Source organism: Faecalibacter bovis (assembly GCF_017948305.1).
Classification (GTDB): domain Bacteria; phylum Bacteroidota; class Bacteroidia; order Flavobacteriales; family Weeksellaceae; genus Empedobacter; species Empedobacter bovis.
The window spans coordinates 2,492,851-2,509,939 of record NZ_CP072842.1 but is presented as its reverse complement, the minus strand read 5'-3'; the positions used below and the strand labels follow the sequence as shown (position 1 = coordinate 2,509,939).

The following is a 17,089-nucleotide window of genomic DNA, read 5'->3' as shown; positions in this document are numbered from 1 at the left end:
TCATTGATAGTAAACAAAGAAAAAAACAATGTTAAAGTTGTGCTATAAAACTTATTAAAATCAAATAAATTTGTTTTCATTAGAAAACATTCATGAAAAAAGCAATTCAACTCACATTCGGAAACTACGGTCATACACTGCATCATTGTCAAGTTTTTTCTCCAGATAATCATTGGATAGTTTATGATACACGTAATGAGGATTCACAGATTGGTACAACAACTCGTATAGAACGTGTAAAAATCAATACTAAACAAATTGAAGTTTTATACGAAGTTCAAAATCCTAATGAATTTGGTCCAGGAGTTGGTGCGGCTACTTTTTCGCCCGAAAAAGATAAAGTAATCTTTATACATGGTATTCAGAATGCGTCACAAAGTAAACCTTATGGTATTTCTCGTCGTACAGGTGTAGCAATAGATCTTTCAAATCCTAATATTCCGATTCATATGGATGCAAGAAATATTTATTCTCCGTTCTCAAAAGGTGCATTACGTGGAGGAACGCATTCGCATTGTTGGAATTATGATGGATCAATGATTAGCTTTACTTATAATGATTATGTGTTAGCATATAATAAGGTAAAAGACGAACGTGTAGTTGGTGTAATGTTTCCTAAAAAAGTAAATATTCCGTCAGATTCTTCTTTAGAAAATATAACAGGAGAAATGTTTTCAGTTATAGTTTCTAAAATTGTTGATGATGCAGTTCATGGTTCAGATGAAATTGAAAAAGCATTTGATGAATGTTGGTTAGGAAATACGAATAAATTGGTTTTTCAGGGTTGGGTAAGAGATTTAAATGGGAATCGTAAAACAGAAGTTTTTATGATTGATTTGCCTGATGATTTAACACAACCAAATGATGTTCCGCTAGAAGGTACAGAAATTCTTCGACCTGGTGTACCAAAGGGTGTAATTCAAAAAAGAATGACTTATACAGAAAATGGAATTTCAAATTTTAGACATTGGCTAAGATCAAATCCAGCAGGTGATGTTGTTTATTTTTTAAAAGAGGATAGTGTAGGGAATACTCAATTGTATTCTTATAATATAAATCAATCAGAAATTAAAAAATTAACTGATCATACAACTTCTATTCAATCTCCATTTAATATAGCTCCGGACGGAAAAACAGCCATCTACAAACAAAATGATTCTTTAATACTCCTTGATTTAGTATCACTTAAAACTGAGGTTATATATAGTAATAAACACATATCTGGTATTCCAAATTTTGATAAAACAGGAAATAACATTGTTTTTAATCAATATGTATTAAATGATGAAAATAAACTTTGGTTACAAATATTCACGATTAATTTATTAAATGGGTAACATGTACACTTCTATGTTTTTTTGGTGTCTTTTTATGATAAACTAACAAAAATTGATTTTTAAAGGTATAAAATTGTTTAAAATATTGCTTTAATTAATAATTTTATATTTATTTTATCGTTAGTGTACAAAAAACACTTACTAACATTTGTTCGTTTCATTTTTTTGTATAATTTTAACACATTATCACAAATAAAATGAAGAGAACATTATTAAATTTTTCCCTGCTAACCATTATGTTTACTGGTGTAGAAGGGGTTGCGCAAGATATTGTAACGTTAAAATCTAATGATACAATTGTTAAAATTGATAAACCAGATTTAACAATTGGTAAAGATCAGAAGGTTGATGTTAATTTTTACGGATTTGTTCGTAGTGACATATTTGCTGATAGTAGGCAAAATATTGGAGCCGGAGAAAATGTTGTAATGTTATATCCTAAAGATAGACAATTAGACGCCAACGGACAAGATATTAATGCAACAGGTAAATTTCACATGTTATCTGTAATTTCTAGAGCTGGAGTTACACTTAAAGGTCCAGAAATTTTAGGAGCTAAATCATCAGGAGTTTTAGAAGGAGAATTCTTTGGAGCTACTGAGGGTGGTATTAACGAATTTCGTTTACGTCATGCGTATATCATGTTAGATTGGGAAAAGACTCAATTAGGAATTGGTCAATATTGGCATCCATTTGTAGTTTTAGAAGCGTTACCTAATGTTGTAAATTATGGTACAGGTGCACCAATCTATGGTTTAAATAGAAATCCACAAATTAGATTAACTCATAAATTCACTGATAATTTAAAAGTTATCGCTACAATTCATTCTCAAAGAGATTTTACTCCAAATACAGATCCTTACCGTAATGGTGGTCCTGCTGGACATTTACAGGTACAATATAAAACAGATAAATTTGTAGTAGGTGTAGCAGGTCAGTATGAAAGCCAAAAACCTAAATTAGTATCTCAGGATTTAAAATCTAATGAACGTGCTGAAGGTTTTTCTGCATCGGCTTATGCTAAAGTGATTACAAAACCTGTTACAATTACAGCTACAGGATATTTAATGCAAAATGCATCTTCTTTTGTACAATTAGGTGGCTATGTTGGTTACCAATTACCAGGACAAGTTGAAACTTATAAGCCAATAGATACAGAAGCCGTTTGGTTAGATGTGCAACAAAATACAACTGGTAAATGGGCATTTGGTGCTTTTGCTGGCGTAGTTTACAACAGAGGAGTTGATGAGCCAATCGAAGGAGCATCTTCTACATCGTATGGAGTTACGACAAATTGGGGTGCTGTATCTGCAACGCCAGGAGGTAGAACTGTGAATTATTTATACAAAGTAGTTCCACGTTTGGATTTTACTCCTAATAAAGCTCTTAAATTCCGTTTAGAAATGGAACGTTCTTCTGCTCAATGGGCTGACGCAACAAATAAAGCAATTGGATTTGATAACAAGTTTTTAGCAACAAATTATCGTGTTCACTTGACAACTACTTTTAGTTTTTAATTTAAAAATCATTTAATATAACACAAACATGGAGACATCTGCAAATTCTTCACAAATTGAAAAAAAGGATAATAATATTTTACAAGTTATTATTGCCTCTTCAGTTGGTACACTTATCGAGTGGTACGATATGTTCTTAGCTATTATTTTAGCTGGAGTTTTATCTACACAATTATTTCCTAACGACGGTTCATCTCACTTTTTAGAGACTTTGGCTGTTGTTGTTTCATCATTTATGTTCCGTCCAATTGGATCATTGGTTTTTGGTAGTATTGGGGATAGAATAGGTCGTAAATATTCGTTCTTAGTTTCATTAATCATGATGGGAATTGCAACTTTCGGTATTGGATTAATTCCAACTTTCGAATCAGTAGGTTGGTTTGCACCAGTTCTTTTATTAATCTGTCGTATTTTCCAAGGTTTAGCAATTTCTGGTGAGTATGCTGGAGCAGTAATTTACGTTGCTGAACACGCACCTCAAGAAAAACGTGGACACTACACTGGTTTTATTCAAGCAACAGTTCCATTAGGTTTATTAATTTGTTTATTAGTAGTATATTTTACGAAAGCTATTATGACAGAAGAAGCATTTAACTCTTTTGGATGGCGTATTCCTTTCTTATTTTCAGGAGTATTAGTTTTAATCAGCTACTTTATCCGTAAAAAATTACACGAATCACCAGTATTCGAACAATTAAAAAAAGAAGGTAAAACTTCTAAATCTCCAGTAAAAGATACTTTCACAACTCCAGGTAATATTAAAGTGATGTTAAAAGCTATCTTTGGAGGAAATGCTGCTCAATCTACAATTATGCAAACAACATTATTTGTTACGTTATTCTTTTTACAACGTGCTGTAATGTTACCTTACGAAACGGTATTAGTAATTGTATTAATTGCAACATTATTCAGTTCATTCTTCTACCAATACTTCGGTTCATTATCTGATAAAATTGGTCGTAAACCAGTAATGTTAGGAGGTATGATTGCTTCATTTATCTTAATTCCATTTTCTTTCTATATGTACATGTCGATCGGAAATCCAGAAGGTTTAAAAGAAGTCCACGAAATTGGTACTCCAGCAATCTTAGCAATAGCAGGTATTAGTTTAATAACTTCTATTGCAGGTGCAGCAACTTATGGACCATTAGGAGCGTTTATGTTAGAAATTTTCCCAACAAAAATTCGATACACAAGTATGGGATTCGCTCAAAATATGGGTAATGGTTTTATTGGAGGTGCAACAACTTTCGTAACCGAATTATTAAAAAGTACATTAATTGTATCGGCAGCTATGTCACCATATGTTGGTTTAACTTATCCGTTAATATTAATATTTATAGCAATCCTAGTCAACTTTTTTACAGTTCCAGAAACTTACAAAACAGATTTAACAAAGGATTAAAAACAACAATAAAAGGCTCATTTATTTGAGCCTTTTTTTATTTGAACTAACATTCGTTTGTTTCAAAAACAAAAATATTTAATATCTTCAACTTTCAAACTGCAAACTACTAAAATGAATATAATTGAACTTACTATTCCTAAGTTAGGGGAAAGTGTATCAGAGGTTACTTTATCTAAATGGCTAAAGCAAGTTGGTGATACGATTCAACTTGACGAAACTATTGCCGAAGTCTCTACAGATAAAGTTGATTCTGAAGTGCCTTCTACGCATGCCGGAATAATTAAAGAGTTAAAATTTGAAGAAGGTGATACAATTGCGATTGGTGATGTGTTCGCTGTGATTGAAATTTCAAATTCTGATGTAACTAATCCAATTAAGGAAGAAGTTGTTGTAGATAATTCCAATACCGAGATCAATAAAAAAGAAACTTCTACAAAAATAGATCAATTTCTTTCTCCTTTAGTGAAACGAATTATAAAAGAAGAAAATCTTAATCTTGATGAAGTTTTAAAAATTAAAGGATCTGGTTATAATGGTCGTATTTCTAAAAATGATGTTTTAAATTTTATCAATAATACTTCAGAGCAAACTTCAAATGATAATCCAGTTATTTCTTCTGCTTCTCTAAATGGAAATTCAGAAATTATAGAAATGGATAAAATGCGTCTTTTAATTGCAAAACACATGAAGAATAGTAAAAAAACTTCTCCTCATGTTACTGCTTATGTAGAACCAGACGTAACTAATTTGGTGAAATGGCGCGAAGCGAATAAAGATAAATTTGAAGCGAAGTACAATCAAAAATTAACATTTACACCAATCCTTGTAGATTGTGTCGTTCGAGCAATTAAAGATTTTCCTTTAATTAATGTATCTGTTGATGAAACAGAAACAAAGATTATAAAACACAATGACATTAATATCGGAATTGCGACTGCTTTACCAAATAATAATCTGATTGTTCCTGTAATTAAAAATGCAAATACCTTAAATCTTGAAGGACTTGCAAAAGGAGTGAATACCATTGTAGATAAAGCGCGTAATAATAAATTATCTCCTGATGATATAACAGGTGGAACATTTACTATTTCTAACGTTGGTGTTTTTGGAAATTTAATGGGAACTCCAATTATTAATCAGCCAGAAGTTGCCATACTTGCTACTGGTGTAATTAAGAAAAAACCTGCCGTTTTAGAAACTGAATATGGAGATATTGTTGTCGTAAGACAATTTATGTATTTATCACTTTCTTTCGATCATCGCGTTGTTGATGGTTCATTGGGAGGAGTTTTCTTAAAACGAATTTCAGACTACATGGAAAATTGGGATATTAATCAATCCATTTAAAAACCACAAAATCATTAAAAAATGGAACTTCAAAAAAATCAAATTCATATAGACATCGTAAAAAAGGCTTTCAAACATTTAGTTACTGCTAAAACATTGGCTGAACTTTACGAAGATCAAAAACATATAACAGGTAAATACGTTCATGCAACATCTCGTGGTCATGAAGCAATTCAAATCGCAACCGGACTTCATTTAACAGCTCAAGATTATTTAAGTGCATACTATCGTGATGATGCGATGCTTTTAGCTATCGGGATTACACCTTACGAATTAATGCTACAATTACTAGCTAAGCGTGATGATGTTTTTTCTGGTGGTCGTACTTATTATTCTCATCCAAGTTTAAAACGTGAAGGTTTTCCAAAAATCCCTCATCAAAGTAGTGCAACAGGAATGCAAGCGATTCCAACAACTGGTATTGCAATGGGTATACAATATTCGCAACAAATAGGTCTTTTGAAAGATGAAAAACCTTTAGCTGTTTGTTCTCTTGGTGATGCTAGTTGTACTGAAGGCGAAGTTTCTGAAGCTTTGCAAATGGCTGTGCTAAAAAAGCTTCCTATTTTATATTTAGTTCAAGATAATGAATGGGATATTTCAGCATCGGCTGATGAAATTCGTGCACAAGACATGACGCATTTTGCAAAAGGTTTTAAAGGACTTGAAACATTTACAATTGATGGTACAGATTTTATAGAATCTTATACTACGATTGAAAAAGCTTTTAATATCATTCGTAATGAAAATCGACCGGTTTTAGTGCATGCAAAAGTTCCTTTATTAAATCATCATACTTCTGGTGTTCGTAAAGAATGGTACCGTGATGATTTAGAAGAAGCTCAATCTCGTGATCCTTATCAAAAACTTAAAGAACTTTTATATTCTTATGATGTGGAGGTTTCTGAAATTGATCAAATTGAAAAAGAAATTTTTGAATTAGTTCAATCTGATTTTAAAAAAGCTTGTGAAGCGGAAGATCCAAAACCTGAAGATCTATACACGCACGTTTTTGCACCTACACCAATCACTGAAGAAAAAGGTAATCGTTCCCCAGAAGGAAAAGATAAAACTGTTATGGTTGATTCTGCTCTTTTCGCTATCCGTGAATTAATGGCTAAACATCCAGAAGCTTTATTATATGGTCAAGATGTTGGTTTACGATTAGGCGGTGTTTTTAGAGAAGCTGCAACTTTGGCAAAACAATTCGGTCAAGAACGTGTATTTAATACGCCAATTCAAGAAGCTTTTATTATAGGTTCTACTGTTGGTATGTCTGCAGTTGGTCTAAAACCTATTGTTGAGGTTCAATTTGCAGATTATATTTGGCCAGGACTTAATCAATTATTTACAGAAGTTGCTCGTTCGAATTATTTATCAAATGGGCAATGGCCAGTTTCTATGATTCTTCGTGTTCCAATTGGTGCTTATGGTAGTGGTGGTCCTTACCATTCAAGTTCAGTAGAAAGTGTTTTAACTTCTATTAAAGGAATTAAAATTGCTTATCCATCTACGGGTGCTGATTTAAAAGGTTTAATGAAAGCTGCATATTATGATCCAAATCCTGTTGTGATGCTAGAGCATAAAGGATTGTATTGGTCTAAGATGAAAGGGACTGAAGATGCTGCAACGATTGAACCTGATGAAGATTATGTCCTTCCATTTGGTAAAGCTCGTATTGTAAATGAAGTGGCAGTTCGTCCAGATAAAAACACTGTAACGATTATTACTTATGGTATGGGTGTATATTGGGCAAAAGAAGCGGCTAAGAATTTTGACAATCAAGTTGAAATTATTGATTTAAGAACTCTTGTTCCTTTAGATGAAACTACAATTTTTAATAGTGTCAAAAAACACAGTCGTTGTATCGTCTTAACAGAAGAGCAAATATCTGGTTCTTATGCTGAATCAATTTCTGGCCGTATTTCGAAAGAATGTTTTCAATTTTTAGATGCTCCAGTTGAAGTTTTAGGTGCTAAAGACTTGCCAGCTATACCTTTAAATAGTGTTTTAGAAGCAGAAATGTTACCAAATGCTGAAAAATTAAAACGTCTAATTGATTCATTATTAGATTATTAATATATTAAATTGGTTGTGGTGTAAAAAAAACAACAACTTTTACTAACAAATGTTAGTTTGTTTCATTTTTTTATTTAAATTTGGAATAACGTATTTTAAACACCACAACCAAAATATGATCTTCAACCCAGAAATGGAATTGATGCCAATCGAGAAATTGCGCACAGTTCAAAATGAAAGATTAGTTAGTACGCTGCAACGTGCTTACAATAACATTCCTTTTTACAAGGATTTATATGATCAAGCAGGAGTAAATCTTAGCGAGATTAAATCGGTTAACGATTTACACAAACTTCCATTTACGAAAAAAAATCACTTACGTGATAACTACCCTTTCGGAATGTTAGCTGTACCACAGACAGAATTATCTCGTGTACATTGTTCTTCTGGAACTACAGGAAAACCAACTGTAGTAGCTTACACTAAAAATGATATTGAAGTGTTTTCTGAAGTTGTAGCTCGTTCTTTAGCAGCTGCAGGATGTAGGCCAGGTATGAAATTACAAAATGCTTATGGATATGGTCTTTTTACAGGTGGTATCGGAATTCACTACGGAGCTGAAAAATTAGGAATGGCAGTTGTTCCAATTTCAGGGGGTGGAACTGAGAAACAAATCATGTTATTAAAAGACTTCCAAGCAGAGGCTTTAACAGCTACTCCATCTTATGCTTTAACTATCGCAGAAGAATTAAAGAAAAGAGGAGAAGATATTAGAGATTTTAATTTAAAAGTTGCTGTTTTAGGAGCAGAACCATGGTCTGAAGCTTTACGTACTGAAGTTGAGCAAGGATTAAACTTAAAAGCTTCTAATATTTATGGTTTAAGTGAAATTATAGGTCCTGGAGTTTCGAATGAAGATTTCGAAGAGCAAGGAACTGGAAGCTATATTTGGGAAGATCATTTCTACCCAGAAATTGTAGACAAACTTACAGGAGAACCATTACCATACGGTGAGCCAGGTGTATTAGTTTTAACTTCTTTAACTAAAGAGGCAATGCCAATGGTTCGTTATTGGACAGGTGATATCACTACAATCACTTACGAACACTCTGAAAAAAGAACTCACATCAAAATGGGACCAATCATTGGTCGTGCAGATGATATGATGATTATTAGAGGTGTAAATTTCTTCCACACACAAGTAGCGGATATTTTACCAGATTTCCCACAATTATCAGTAAATTATCAAGTAGTTTTAACTCGTCCAAAAAATATGGACGCAGTTGAGGTTGGTATCGAAATTAATCCAAGTTATTTCAATCACTATGGTATTCCATTTGATGATTTAAACGGTGGTGCACCAGATGAGGTTAAAAAATTAGTTTCTAACATTCAAAAGAAAATCAAAGATAATATTGGTTTAGGTATGAGTGTTAAATTATACCAAAATGGTACTTTACCTCAAAGTGATGGAGGTAAACTTAACCGTATTATTGATAATCGATAGTTGAAAATATATGGCGAAACAGAGTAGGAAAGAACTTATAATTAATGAAGCTGCCATTATTTTTAAACAAAAAGGGTATTCGGCAACATCTATGCGTGAATTAGCCGAAAAAGTTGGAATAGAAGCAGCTAGTCTTTATAATCACATTCGTTCAAAAGACGAAATCTTAGAAGAGATTTGTTTCAGTGTTGCGCACGAATACTTGTCTTTTATCACTGAAATTGAAGAAAGAGATTGGACGTATACTGATAAATTAAAAGGTTTAATAGATTTACATATTAAATTAATGATTGAAAGACCAAATGATGTATCAGTTGCAAACAACGATTGGAAAAATCTTTCAGATCCTAAAAAGAAATTATACAAAGAAGTTCGTAAAGGATATGAAAATCGTATTGCTAATATCTTAACAAAAGGTATGCAAGCCGGCGAATTCAGACAGTTACATGTTTCAGTGGCTCTTTTCACCTTATTATCATCTTTACGTTGGATTGAATTATGGTATCGTCCTGGACGTGATGTAACACCTGACGAATTAAAACATGATTTAACAACGTTTTTAGTACACGGATTAAAAAATTAAGCTTAAAGTAATGGCAATCAATTTTCACAAATTAACAGTTAAACAAGTAAAACGCGAAACGCCTGAATGTGTTTCTGTTGTTTTAGATGTGCCAACTGAATTACAAAACGAATTTAAATTTAAACAAGGTCAATACCTTACGTTTAAAGATATTAAAGACGATCAAGAAATTAGACGTTCTTACTCTATTTGTTCTTGCCCAACTGAAGGCGAATTAAGAGTAGCAGTTAAAAAAATTCAAAACGGAGTTTTTTCAACTTATGTAAATGATTCTTTACAAGTAGGAGATACATTAGATGTAATGACTCCTCAAGGAAATTTCTTTACAGAAGTTGAAAGTACTAACGAAAAATTATATGTAGGAATTGTTGCAGGATCTGGTATTACTCCAGTAATGTCAATCATGAAAGCAGTTCTTAACACAGAACCTAATAGCAAATTTGTGCTATTATACGGAAACCGTAACAAAGGAAATATCATCTTCAAAGAAGAAATTGAAGCATTAAAAAATAAGTACATGGATCGCTTAAGTGTTTACAACATTTTGAGCCGTGAAATCGCTGATGCTGAAATTTTAAGTGGTAGAATCGATCGTGAAAAAATTGATTATTTTTTACAAAACATTATCGATCCTAAACAAGTTGATGAAGTATTCTTATGCGGACCGGAAGAAATGATTTTAAGCGGTCGTGACGCTTTCGTTGAAGCAGGTGTAGATAATAAAAAAGTTCATTTCGAATTATTTTACAGTGCTACAGCAGAAGCTAAAAAGGTTGAACACCAAAATGCAGTAACAGATTCTGATGATACAATGAGTAAGTTAACAATCAAATTAGATGCTTCGGCTTTAATTATTGATTTAGGTTACCATGGTGAGACAATCTTAGATGCAGCTTTAAAAAATGGTGCCGATTTACCTTATGCTTGTAAAGGTGGTGTTTGTGCTACATGTAAGTGTAAAGTTGAAAAAGGTGAGGTACATATGGATATCAATTACTCATTAGAGCTAGATGAAGTTGAGGCAGGATTTGTTTTATCATGTCAAGCGCATCCTCGTTCAGAAGAAGTAGTAGTTAATTTTGATATCAAGTAATTTATTCAACTGAAAAAAGAAAAAGCTATGAGCGCTAAAGAAATTGATTTACAAAAATTATTCGACGAAAAAATCGATAATGAGGTTCGTATCGAACCAAAAGATTGGATGCCTGAAGCATACCGCAAAACATTAATTAGACAAATCTCACAACATGCTCACTCAGAAATTGTAGGGATGTTGCCAGAAGCAAATTGGATAACAAGAGCTCCTTCTTTAAACAGAAAGAAAATCTTGTTAGCAAAAGTTCAAGATGAAGCTGGTCACGGATTATATTTATATTGTGCAGCAGAAACATTAGGTGTTTCTCGTATTCAAACATTAAATGATTTACATTCTGGTAAAGCAAAATACTCATCAATCTTTAATTACCCAGTTTTAACATGGGCTGATATAGGTATGATTGGATGGTTAGTTGACGGAGCAGCGATTTTAAATCAAGTCCCATTATGTCGTACTTCTTACGGACCATACGCTCGTGCAATGGTACGTGTTTGTAAAGAAGAATCTTTCCACCAAAGACAAGGGTACGAATCTTTAGTAGTTTTATCTCGTGGTTCAGAAGAGCAAAAAGCAATGATGCAAGATGCAATGAATCGCTGGTGGTGGCCAACTTTAATGATGTTTGGTCCAAAAGACGAAGATTCTTCAAACTCAGAATTATCAATGAAATGGAGAATTAAACGTTTCTCTAATGACGAATTACGTCAACGTTTCGTAGATATTACTGTTCACCAAGCTGAATATTTAGGATTAACTATTCCTGATCCAGATTTAAAATGGAACGAGGAAAGAGGTCACTACGATTTCGGAGAAATTGATTGGGAAGAATTCTGGAATGTTGTTAAAGGTAACGGAAAATGTAACAAACAACGTTTAGATGCTCGTCGTAAAGCTCATGAAAATGGAGCTTGGGTACGCGATGCTGCAACAGCTTACCAAGAAAAGAGAAAACAAAGACAATTAAATCAAGAACAACGCAAAAACGCATAAAATAAAATGGAAAATAGAGATTGGCCTTTATGGGAAGTATTCATTAGAAGTAGACAAGGATTAGATCACAAACACGTTGGAAGCTTACACGCTGCTGACGAAAAAATGGCATTAGAAAATGCTCGTGACGTTTATACTCGTCGTATGGAAGGTGTTAGTATTTGGGTTGTTGAATCTTGTAATATTCATGCTTCAAATCCAGATGAAGCGGAGCAATTTTTTGATCCAGCTGAAGATAAAGTTTATCGTCATCCAACATTTTATGATGTTCCTGAAGAAATTAAAAACATGTAATTTATGACTGCAACAGTATATCAAAACAATCAAAATTACATCGATTTTATCTTGCATTTAGCAGATACTAATCTAATTTTAGCGCAACGCCTTGCTGAATTATGTGGTCATGGACCAATTTTAGAGCAAGATATTGCAATCACAAATATCTCATTAGATTTATTAGGTCAAACATCTAATTACTATGAGTATGCTGCTGAAATGATTGGTAATGGAGCTACTGAAGATACTTTAGCAATGTTGCGTGAAGAACGTGAATACAAAAACTTATTATTAGTTGAATTACCAAACGGTCATTTCGGTGATACAGTTGCACGTCAATTTTTCTACGACACTTACCATGTAATGTTGTTAGAGCAGTTGTTAAAAGCAAAAGATTTAAAATTACAATCTATCGCAGAAAAATCATTAAAAGAAGTAAAATACCATGCTAAATGGTCTTCTGAATGGATGATTCGTTTAGGTGATGGTACGCAAGAATCTCACGATAAAATTCAACAATCTGTTAATGATATTTTGCCTTACGTAAATGAAGCTTTCATTCCAGCTTCTTACCAAAAAGCTTTAATCGAAGAAGGTTTAATTGATGATGCAGCTGATTTTAAAGCAGCTTGGTTAGCAAAAGTAAACGAAATCTTAGAAGAAGCTACTTTAACTGCAGATATTGAAAATGCATTTGCACAAAAAGGTGGTAAAGAAGGTGTTCATACAGAACATTTAGGTTATATTTTAACAGAGTTGCAATATATGCAAAGAACATATCCAAACTTACAATGGTAACAGAAAAAGAGATTTGGCAATGGTTGGAGGAAGTTCCTGATCCTGAAATTCCAGTGATTAGCGTCCTTGATTTAGGAGTCGTTCGTAAAGTTGAAATTTTAGAAGACGACAAGGTTAATGTAACCATTACACCAACCTATTCAGGATGTCCTGCAATGAGCGCAATTTCAATTTCAATACGACTAAAGTTAGTAGAAAAAGGATTAAAAAATATTAATGTCATCAATCAGTTGAGCCCTCCGTGGTCAACTGATTGGATGTCAGAAGAAGGAAAACAAAAAATGAAAGCGTACGGAATTGCGCCACCTACAAAAAATCCTTCTACAGACGCACTTTTCTCGGATGAGCAAAATATTGAATGTCCACAATGTGGTTCAGACAACACGCGTCTAATCAGTCAATTCGGTTCGACTGCCTGCAAAGCGATGTATCAATGTAATGATTGTCACGAACCGTTTGATTATTTCAAATGTCATCACTAAAAAATTATGGAAAATTCAACATCAATCCTATATACACAAGAAGGAGGAATTGCTACGATTACGTTGAATCGTCCTTCGGTCTTTAACAGTTTTAACCACGAAATGATTCATTCACTTCAACATCATTTGGATGTTGCAGCTCAAGATTCTTCTGTTCGTGCAGTCGTTTTAACGGCTACAGTAAAGGCATTTTGCGCTGGACAAGATTTGGGTGAAGTGTTAGAGGAAAAAGACATCGATTTCAATAAAATTGTAACAGAAAATTATAATCCATTAGTTCTTAAAATTAGAAATATGGATAAACCAGTTATTGCCGCTGTTAATGGTGTTGCTGCTGGAGCAGGTGCAAACTTAGCTTTAGCTTGTGATATTGTAGTTGCAAAAGAATCAGCAAATTTTATTCAGGCTTTTTCTAAAATTGGTTTAATCCCAGATTGTGGAGGAACTTATTTCTTACCTCGATTAATTGGAATGCAACGTGCATCAGCCATGATGATGTTAGCAGATAAAGTTTCTGCTGCTCAAGCCAAAGAAATCGGAATGATTTACGAATTCTATTCGGATGATACATTCGAAGAAGAAGTTTCAAAATTAGCTTCAAAATTAGCAAATCTACCTACGAAAGGCTTAGCTTATACCAAGAAGTTATTGAATCAAACATTCCAAAATACAATGGAAGAGCAATTAGCACAAGAAGGAATTTTTCAAGACAAATCAGGAAAAACTTCAGATTACCAAGAAGGAGTAGATGCGTTCTTAGAAAAAAGAAATCCAATTTTTAAAGGAGAATAAGCCATGAAAAAAATAGGTATTATTGGTGGTGGAGCTATGGGATCTGGAATTGCACAAGTATTTGCGCAATCTGGACATGAAGTAGTTTTATATGACACAAACCAAGACGCGTTAGATCGTTCAAAACAAAATTTAGCAAAGACTTTTGAAAAGTTAGTTGCGAAAGAAAAATATACTTCTGATCAAGCACAAGAAATTCAAAATAATATTGAATATGCAGCAGATTTAAATGCATTTGCAACTTGTGATTTAATCATCGAAGCAATTATCGAGAATCTTGATATCAAAAAATCAGTTTTTAAAAACGTGGAAGAAATCGTTTCTGAAAACTGTATTTTAGCTTCAAATACTTCCTCTTTATCGATTGCATCAATCGCTTCAGCGTGTGCAAAACCAGAACGTGTAATTGGAATTCACTTTTTCAACCCAGCGCCATTAATGGCTTTAGTTGAAATTATTCCAGCAGTACAAACGCATGAAGGATTAGCTGAAGAAATTAAAGCTTTAATTCAATCGGTTAATAAATTACCGGTAATTACAAAAGATACACCTGGTTTCATTGTAAATCGTGTTGCTCGTCCATTTTACAGCGAAGCTATTCGTTTGTTAGAAGAAGGCGTTGCTGATGCAGAAACAATCGATTATGCAATGACTTCTGTGGGTGGTTTCCGTATGGGACCATTCGAATTAATGGATTTCATTGGCCACGATGTCAATTATCGTGTGACTGAATCTGTATTCGAATCATTCTTTTATGATCCTCGTTTCAAACCTTCATTTTCTCAAAAACGTTTATTCGAAGCTGGTTTTTACGGTCGTAAATCTGGACGTGGATTCTATAACTACGCGGAAGGAGCAACGAGAAATGAACCATCGCAAGATCAGGCTTTATTAGAAAAAATCTACAAACGTATTTTAGTGATGTTAATTAATGAAGCAGCTGATGCATTATTCTTAAACATTGCGACGAAAGAAGATTTAGATACAGCAATGACGAAAGGAGTAAATTATCCAAAAGGATTATTGAAATGGGCGGATGAATACGGGATTGAAAATGTGCAAAATGATTTAGACGAATTGTACAACTATTACCACGAAGATCGTTATAGATTGAGCCCAATTATACGTAATATGGTGAAAGCCAATCAAACTTTTTACTAAAATTTTATAAACTACAAAACACACAAAAAATGGAAGCTCAAAGATTATTATCTGCAATGACTGAACACGATAATTTTAGTAAATGGTTAGGTTTAGAAGTTTTAGAAGTTAAAGAAGGGTACTCAAAATTACAAGCAACAATTCGTCCAGAAATGATGAATGGATTTGGAATTGTTCACGGTGGAGTTACTTTTTCAATGGCTGATTCAGCTTTTGCTTTTTCATGTAATATGTATAATAATATTTCTGTGGCTTTAGATGTTCATATTTCATTTACAAAACCTGGTAAATTAGGTGATGTACTTACAATTGAATCTAAAGAAATTTCTACAACAAGAAAAACAGGAATTTACGATATCACTATAACAAATCAAAACAACGAGTTAATTGCTTTATTTAAAGGAACTTGCTTTAGAACAGGTAAACCTTTAATTGAAGAATAAATTTAGTTTTAAGTTTTATGTAATAAGTACTAATTTTTAGTTACTTATCATGTAAAACCTAATACGTAAAACGTAAATAAAATGAACCAAACATATATAATTGACGGAGTAAGAACTCCAATTGGTAAATTAAAAGGTGGATTAGCTGCTGTACGTCCAGACGATATGGGAGCAATGGTAATCGCTGAATTATTAAAAAGAAATCCATCAATTGATCCTGCTGCTTTTTACGATGTAATTTTCGGAAATGCGAATCAAGCAGGGGAAGACAATAGAAATATTGCTCGTATGTCGGCTTTATTATCAGGATTACCTTACACGGTTCCTGGTGAAACAGTAAACCGCTTATGTGCTTCAGGTTTATCAGCTGCAATTGCTGCATCAAGAGCAATTCAAGTTGGAGATGCACAATTAATGATTTCAGGTGGAGCTGAATCGATGACTCGCGCCCCTTTAGTTGTTTCTAAATCAGCTTCTCCATTTGGTGGTGATGCTCAGATTTATGATTCTACTTTCGGATGGCGTTTCATTAACCCTAAAATGAAAGAAATGTGGGGTGTTGATGGTATGGGGTATACAGCCGAAAATTTAGCTGAACGTGATAATATTTCTCGTGAAGATCAAGATTTATTTGCTGTTTGGTCTCAACAAAAAACTGCTGCTGCTCAAGCAAATGGTCGTTTAGCAAAAGAAATTGTTCCTGTTGTTATTCCTCAACGTAAAGGTGATCCAATCATTTTTGATACAGATGAATTCCCTAAGAACAATACTACAATGGAGATTTTATCAAAGTTACGTCCAGCGTTCAAAGCGGATGGTACAGTAACTGCTGGTAATGCTTCTGGTTTAAATGACGGTGCTGCTGCGAACATTTTAGCTTCAGAGCAAGCGATCAAAGATTTCGGATTAACGCCAATGGCAAGAATCGTTTCTTCTGGTGTTGCTGGAGTTGAACCTCGTATCATGGGAATCGGACCAGTTAATGCATCTAAAATTGCATTAGAAAAAGCTGGTTTAACTATGAATGATATTGATGTTATCGAATTAAATGAAGCTTTCGCTGCACAATCATTAGCGTGTACTCGTGCCTTAGGTTTAGCAGATAATGATTCTCGTATCAATCCAAACGGTGGTGCAATCGCTTTAGGTCATCCACTTGGAATGTCAGGAGCGCGTATCTTAAACTCTGCTGCTTACGAATTACAAGCTACAGGTAAACGTTATGCATTAGTTACAATGTGTATCGGATTAGGACAAGGATATGCTGTAATTATTGAAAGAGCGTAATATTCGTGATTCGAAATTCGAGATTAGTATTTCGTTAAAACTAACT

Annotated in this window: 16 protein-coding genes; all 16 read left to right on the top strand. The window is 33.5% G+C overall.

The features are described from left to right. The first annotated feature begins 92 nt into the window (after positions 1–92). Positions 93–1,337 carry a DUF3748 domain-containing protein gene (locus tag J9309_RS12090; RefSeq protein ID WP_230476141.1) on the top strand — a complete coding sequence of 415 codons (1,245 nt, stop codon included), beginning with the start codon at positions 93–95 and terminating at the stop codon, positions 1,335–1,337. 197 nt (positions 1,338–1,534) lie between these two features. Beyond that, positions 1,535–2,854, top strand: a complete 1,320-nt coding sequence (locus tag J9309_RS12085) for a hypothetical protein (protein ID WP_230476140.1) — start codon at positions 1,535–1,537, stop codon at positions 2,852–2,854. Positions 2,855–2,882: 28 nt separating this feature from the next. After that, positions 2,883–4,259: an MFS transporter gene (locus J9309_RS12080; protein ID WP_230476139.1), complete on the top strand. Its 1,377-nt coding sequence runs from the start codon at positions 2,883–2,885 to the stop codon at positions 4,257–4,259. Between the two features lie 114 nt (positions 4,260–4,373). Beyond that, complete coding sequence (locus tag J9309_RS12075) at positions 4,374–5,609, top strand: dihydrolipoamide acetyltransferase family protein (RefSeq protein ID WP_230476138.1); 1,236 nt, start codon at positions 4,374–4,376, stop codon at positions 5,607–5,609. 21 nt (positions 5,610–5,630) lie between these two features. After that, positions 5,631–7,688, top strand: a complete 2,058-nt coding sequence (locus tag J9309_RS12070; RefSeq protein ID WP_230476137.1) for an alpha-ketoacid dehydrogenase subunit alpha/beta — start codon at positions 5,631–5,633, stop codon at positions 7,686–7,688. Between the two features lie 115 nt (positions 7,689–7,803). After that, a complete protein-coding gene (locus tag J9309_RS12065; protein ID WP_230476136.1) occupies positions 7,804–9,135 on the top strand; it encodes a phenylacetate--CoA ligase family protein in 1,332 nt (443 codons plus the stop codon). A 10-nt stretch (positions 9,136–9,145) separates the two neighbouring features. After that, entirely contained in the window at positions 9,146–9,718 is a 573-nt protein-coding gene (locus J9309_RS12060) for a TetR/AcrR family transcriptional regulator (protein ID WP_230476135.1), read from the top strand. Positions 9,719–9,728: 10 nt separating this feature from the next. Beyond that, complete coding sequence (paaE, locus tag J9309_RS12055; RefSeq protein WP_230476134.1) at positions 9,729–10,811, top strand: 1,2-phenylacetyl-CoA epoxidase subunit PaaE; 1,083 nt, start codon at positions 9,729–9,731, stop codon at positions 10,809–10,811. A gap of 27 nt (positions 10,812–10,838) precedes the next feature. Next, on the top strand, positions 10,839–11,804 hold the full coding sequence (gene paaA, locus J9309_RS12050; RefSeq protein ID WP_230476133.1) for a 1,2-phenylacetyl-CoA epoxidase subunit PaaA: 966 nt from the start codon (positions 10,839–10,841) through the stop codon (positions 11,802–11,804). A gap of 6 nt (positions 11,805–11,810) precedes the next feature. Beyond that, a complete protein-coding gene (paaB, locus tag J9309_RS12045; protein ID WP_230476132.1) occupies positions 11,811–12,098 on the top strand; it encodes a 1,2-phenylacetyl-CoA epoxidase subunit PaaB in 288 nt (95 codons plus the stop codon). A 3-nt stretch (positions 12,099–12,101) separates the two neighbouring features. Then, entirely contained in the window at positions 12,102–12,878 is a 777-nt protein-coding gene (gene paaC, locus J9309_RS12040; protein WP_230476131.1) for a 1,2-phenylacetyl-CoA epoxidase subunit PaaC, read from the top strand. Continuing rightward, entirely contained in the window at positions 12,872–13,360 is a 489-nt protein-coding gene (paaD, locus tag J9309_RS12035) for a 1,2-phenylacetyl-CoA epoxidase subunit PaaD (RefSeq protein WP_230476130.1), read from the top strand. Before paaC ends, paaD begins: the two co-directional genes overlap by 7 nt. Positions 13,361–13,366: 6 nt before the next feature. Further along, positions 13,367–14,152 carry an enoyl-CoA hydratase-related protein gene (locus J9309_RS12030; protein WP_230476129.1) on the top strand — a complete coding sequence of 262 codons (786 nt, stop codon included), beginning with the start codon at positions 13,367–13,369 and terminating at the stop codon, positions 14,150–14,152. 3 nt (positions 14,153–14,155) lie between these two features. Continuing rightward, on the top strand, positions 14,156–15,313 hold the full coding sequence (locus J9309_RS12025) for a 3-hydroxyacyl-CoA dehydrogenase NAD-binding domain-containing protein (protein ID WP_230476128.1): 1,158 nt from the start codon (positions 14,156–14,158) through the stop codon (positions 15,311–15,313). 29 nt (positions 15,314–15,342) lie between these two features. Then, positions 15,343–15,756 carry a hydroxyphenylacetyl-CoA thioesterase PaaI gene (gene paaI, locus J9309_RS12020; RefSeq protein WP_230476127.1) on the top strand — a complete coding sequence of 138 codons (414 nt, stop codon included), beginning with the start codon at positions 15,343–15,345 and terminating at the stop codon, positions 15,754–15,756. A gap of 81 nt (positions 15,757–15,837) precedes the next feature. Next, on the top strand, positions 15,838–17,043 hold the full coding sequence (pcaF, locus tag J9309_RS12015) for a 3-oxoadipyl-CoA thiolase (RefSeq protein ID WP_230476126.1): 1,206 nt from the start codon (positions 15,838–15,840) through the stop codon (positions 17,041–17,043). Positions 17,044–17,089: the final 46 nt, after the last annotated feature.

Bases quoted from the DNA above. Each gene is read 5' to 3' on its own strand.
- J9309_RS12090 (WP_230476141.1), top strand. From the start codon at position 93: ATGAAAAAAGCAATTCAACTCACATTCGGAAACTACGGTCATACACTG.
- J9309_RS12085 (WP_230476140.1), top strand. From the start codon at position 1,535: ATGAAGAGAACATTATTAAATTTTTCCCTGCTAACCATTATGTTTACT.
- J9309_RS12080 (WP_230476139.1), top strand. From the start codon at position 2,883: ATGGAGACATCTGCAAATTCTTCACAAATTGAAAAAAAGGATAATAAT.
- J9309_RS12075 (WP_230476138.1), top strand. From the start codon at position 4,374: ATGAATATAATTGAACTTACTATTCCTAAGTTAGGGGAAAGTGTATCA.
- J9309_RS12070 (WP_230476137.1), top strand. From the start codon at position 5,631: ATGGAACTTCAAAAAAATCAAATTCATATAGACATCGTAAAAAAGGCT.
- J9309_RS12065 (WP_230476136.1), top strand. From the start codon at position 7,804: ATGATCTTCAACCCAGAAATGGAATTGATGCCAATCGAGAAATTGCGC.
- J9309_RS12060 (WP_230476135.1), top strand. From the start codon at position 9,146: ATGGCGAAACAGAGTAGGAAAGAACTTATAATTAATGAAGCTGCCATT.
- paaE (WP_230476134.1), top strand. From the start codon at position 9,729: ATGGCAATCAATTTTCACAAATTAACAGTTAAACAAGTAAAACGCGAA.
- paaA (WP_230476133.1), top strand. From the start codon at position 10,839: ATGAGCGCTAAAGAAATTGATTTACAAAAATTATTCGACGAAAAAATC.
- paaB (WP_230476132.1), top strand. From the start codon at position 11,811: ATGGAAAATAGAGATTGGCCTTTATGGGAAGTATTCATTAGAAGTAGA.
- paaC (WP_230476131.1), top strand. From the start codon at position 12,102: ATGACTGCAACAGTATATCAAAACAATCAAAATTACATCGATTTTATC.
- paaD (WP_230476130.1), top strand. From the start codon at position 12,872: ATGGTAACAGAAAAAGAGATTTGGCAATGGTTGGAGGAAGTTCCTGAT.
- J9309_RS12030 (WP_230476129.1), top strand. From the start codon at position 13,367: ATGGAAAATTCAACATCAATCCTATATACACAAGAAGGAGGAATTGCT.
- J9309_RS12025 (WP_230476128.1), top strand. From the start codon at position 14,156: ATGAAAAAAATAGGTATTATTGGTGGTGGAGCTATGGGATCTGGAATT.
- paaI (WP_230476127.1), top strand. From the start codon at position 15,343: ATGGAAGCTCAAAGATTATTATCTGCAATGACTGAACACGATAATTTT.
- pcaF (WP_230476126.1), top strand. From the start codon at position 15,838: ATGAACCAAACATATATAATTGACGGAGTAAGAACTCCAATTGGTAAA.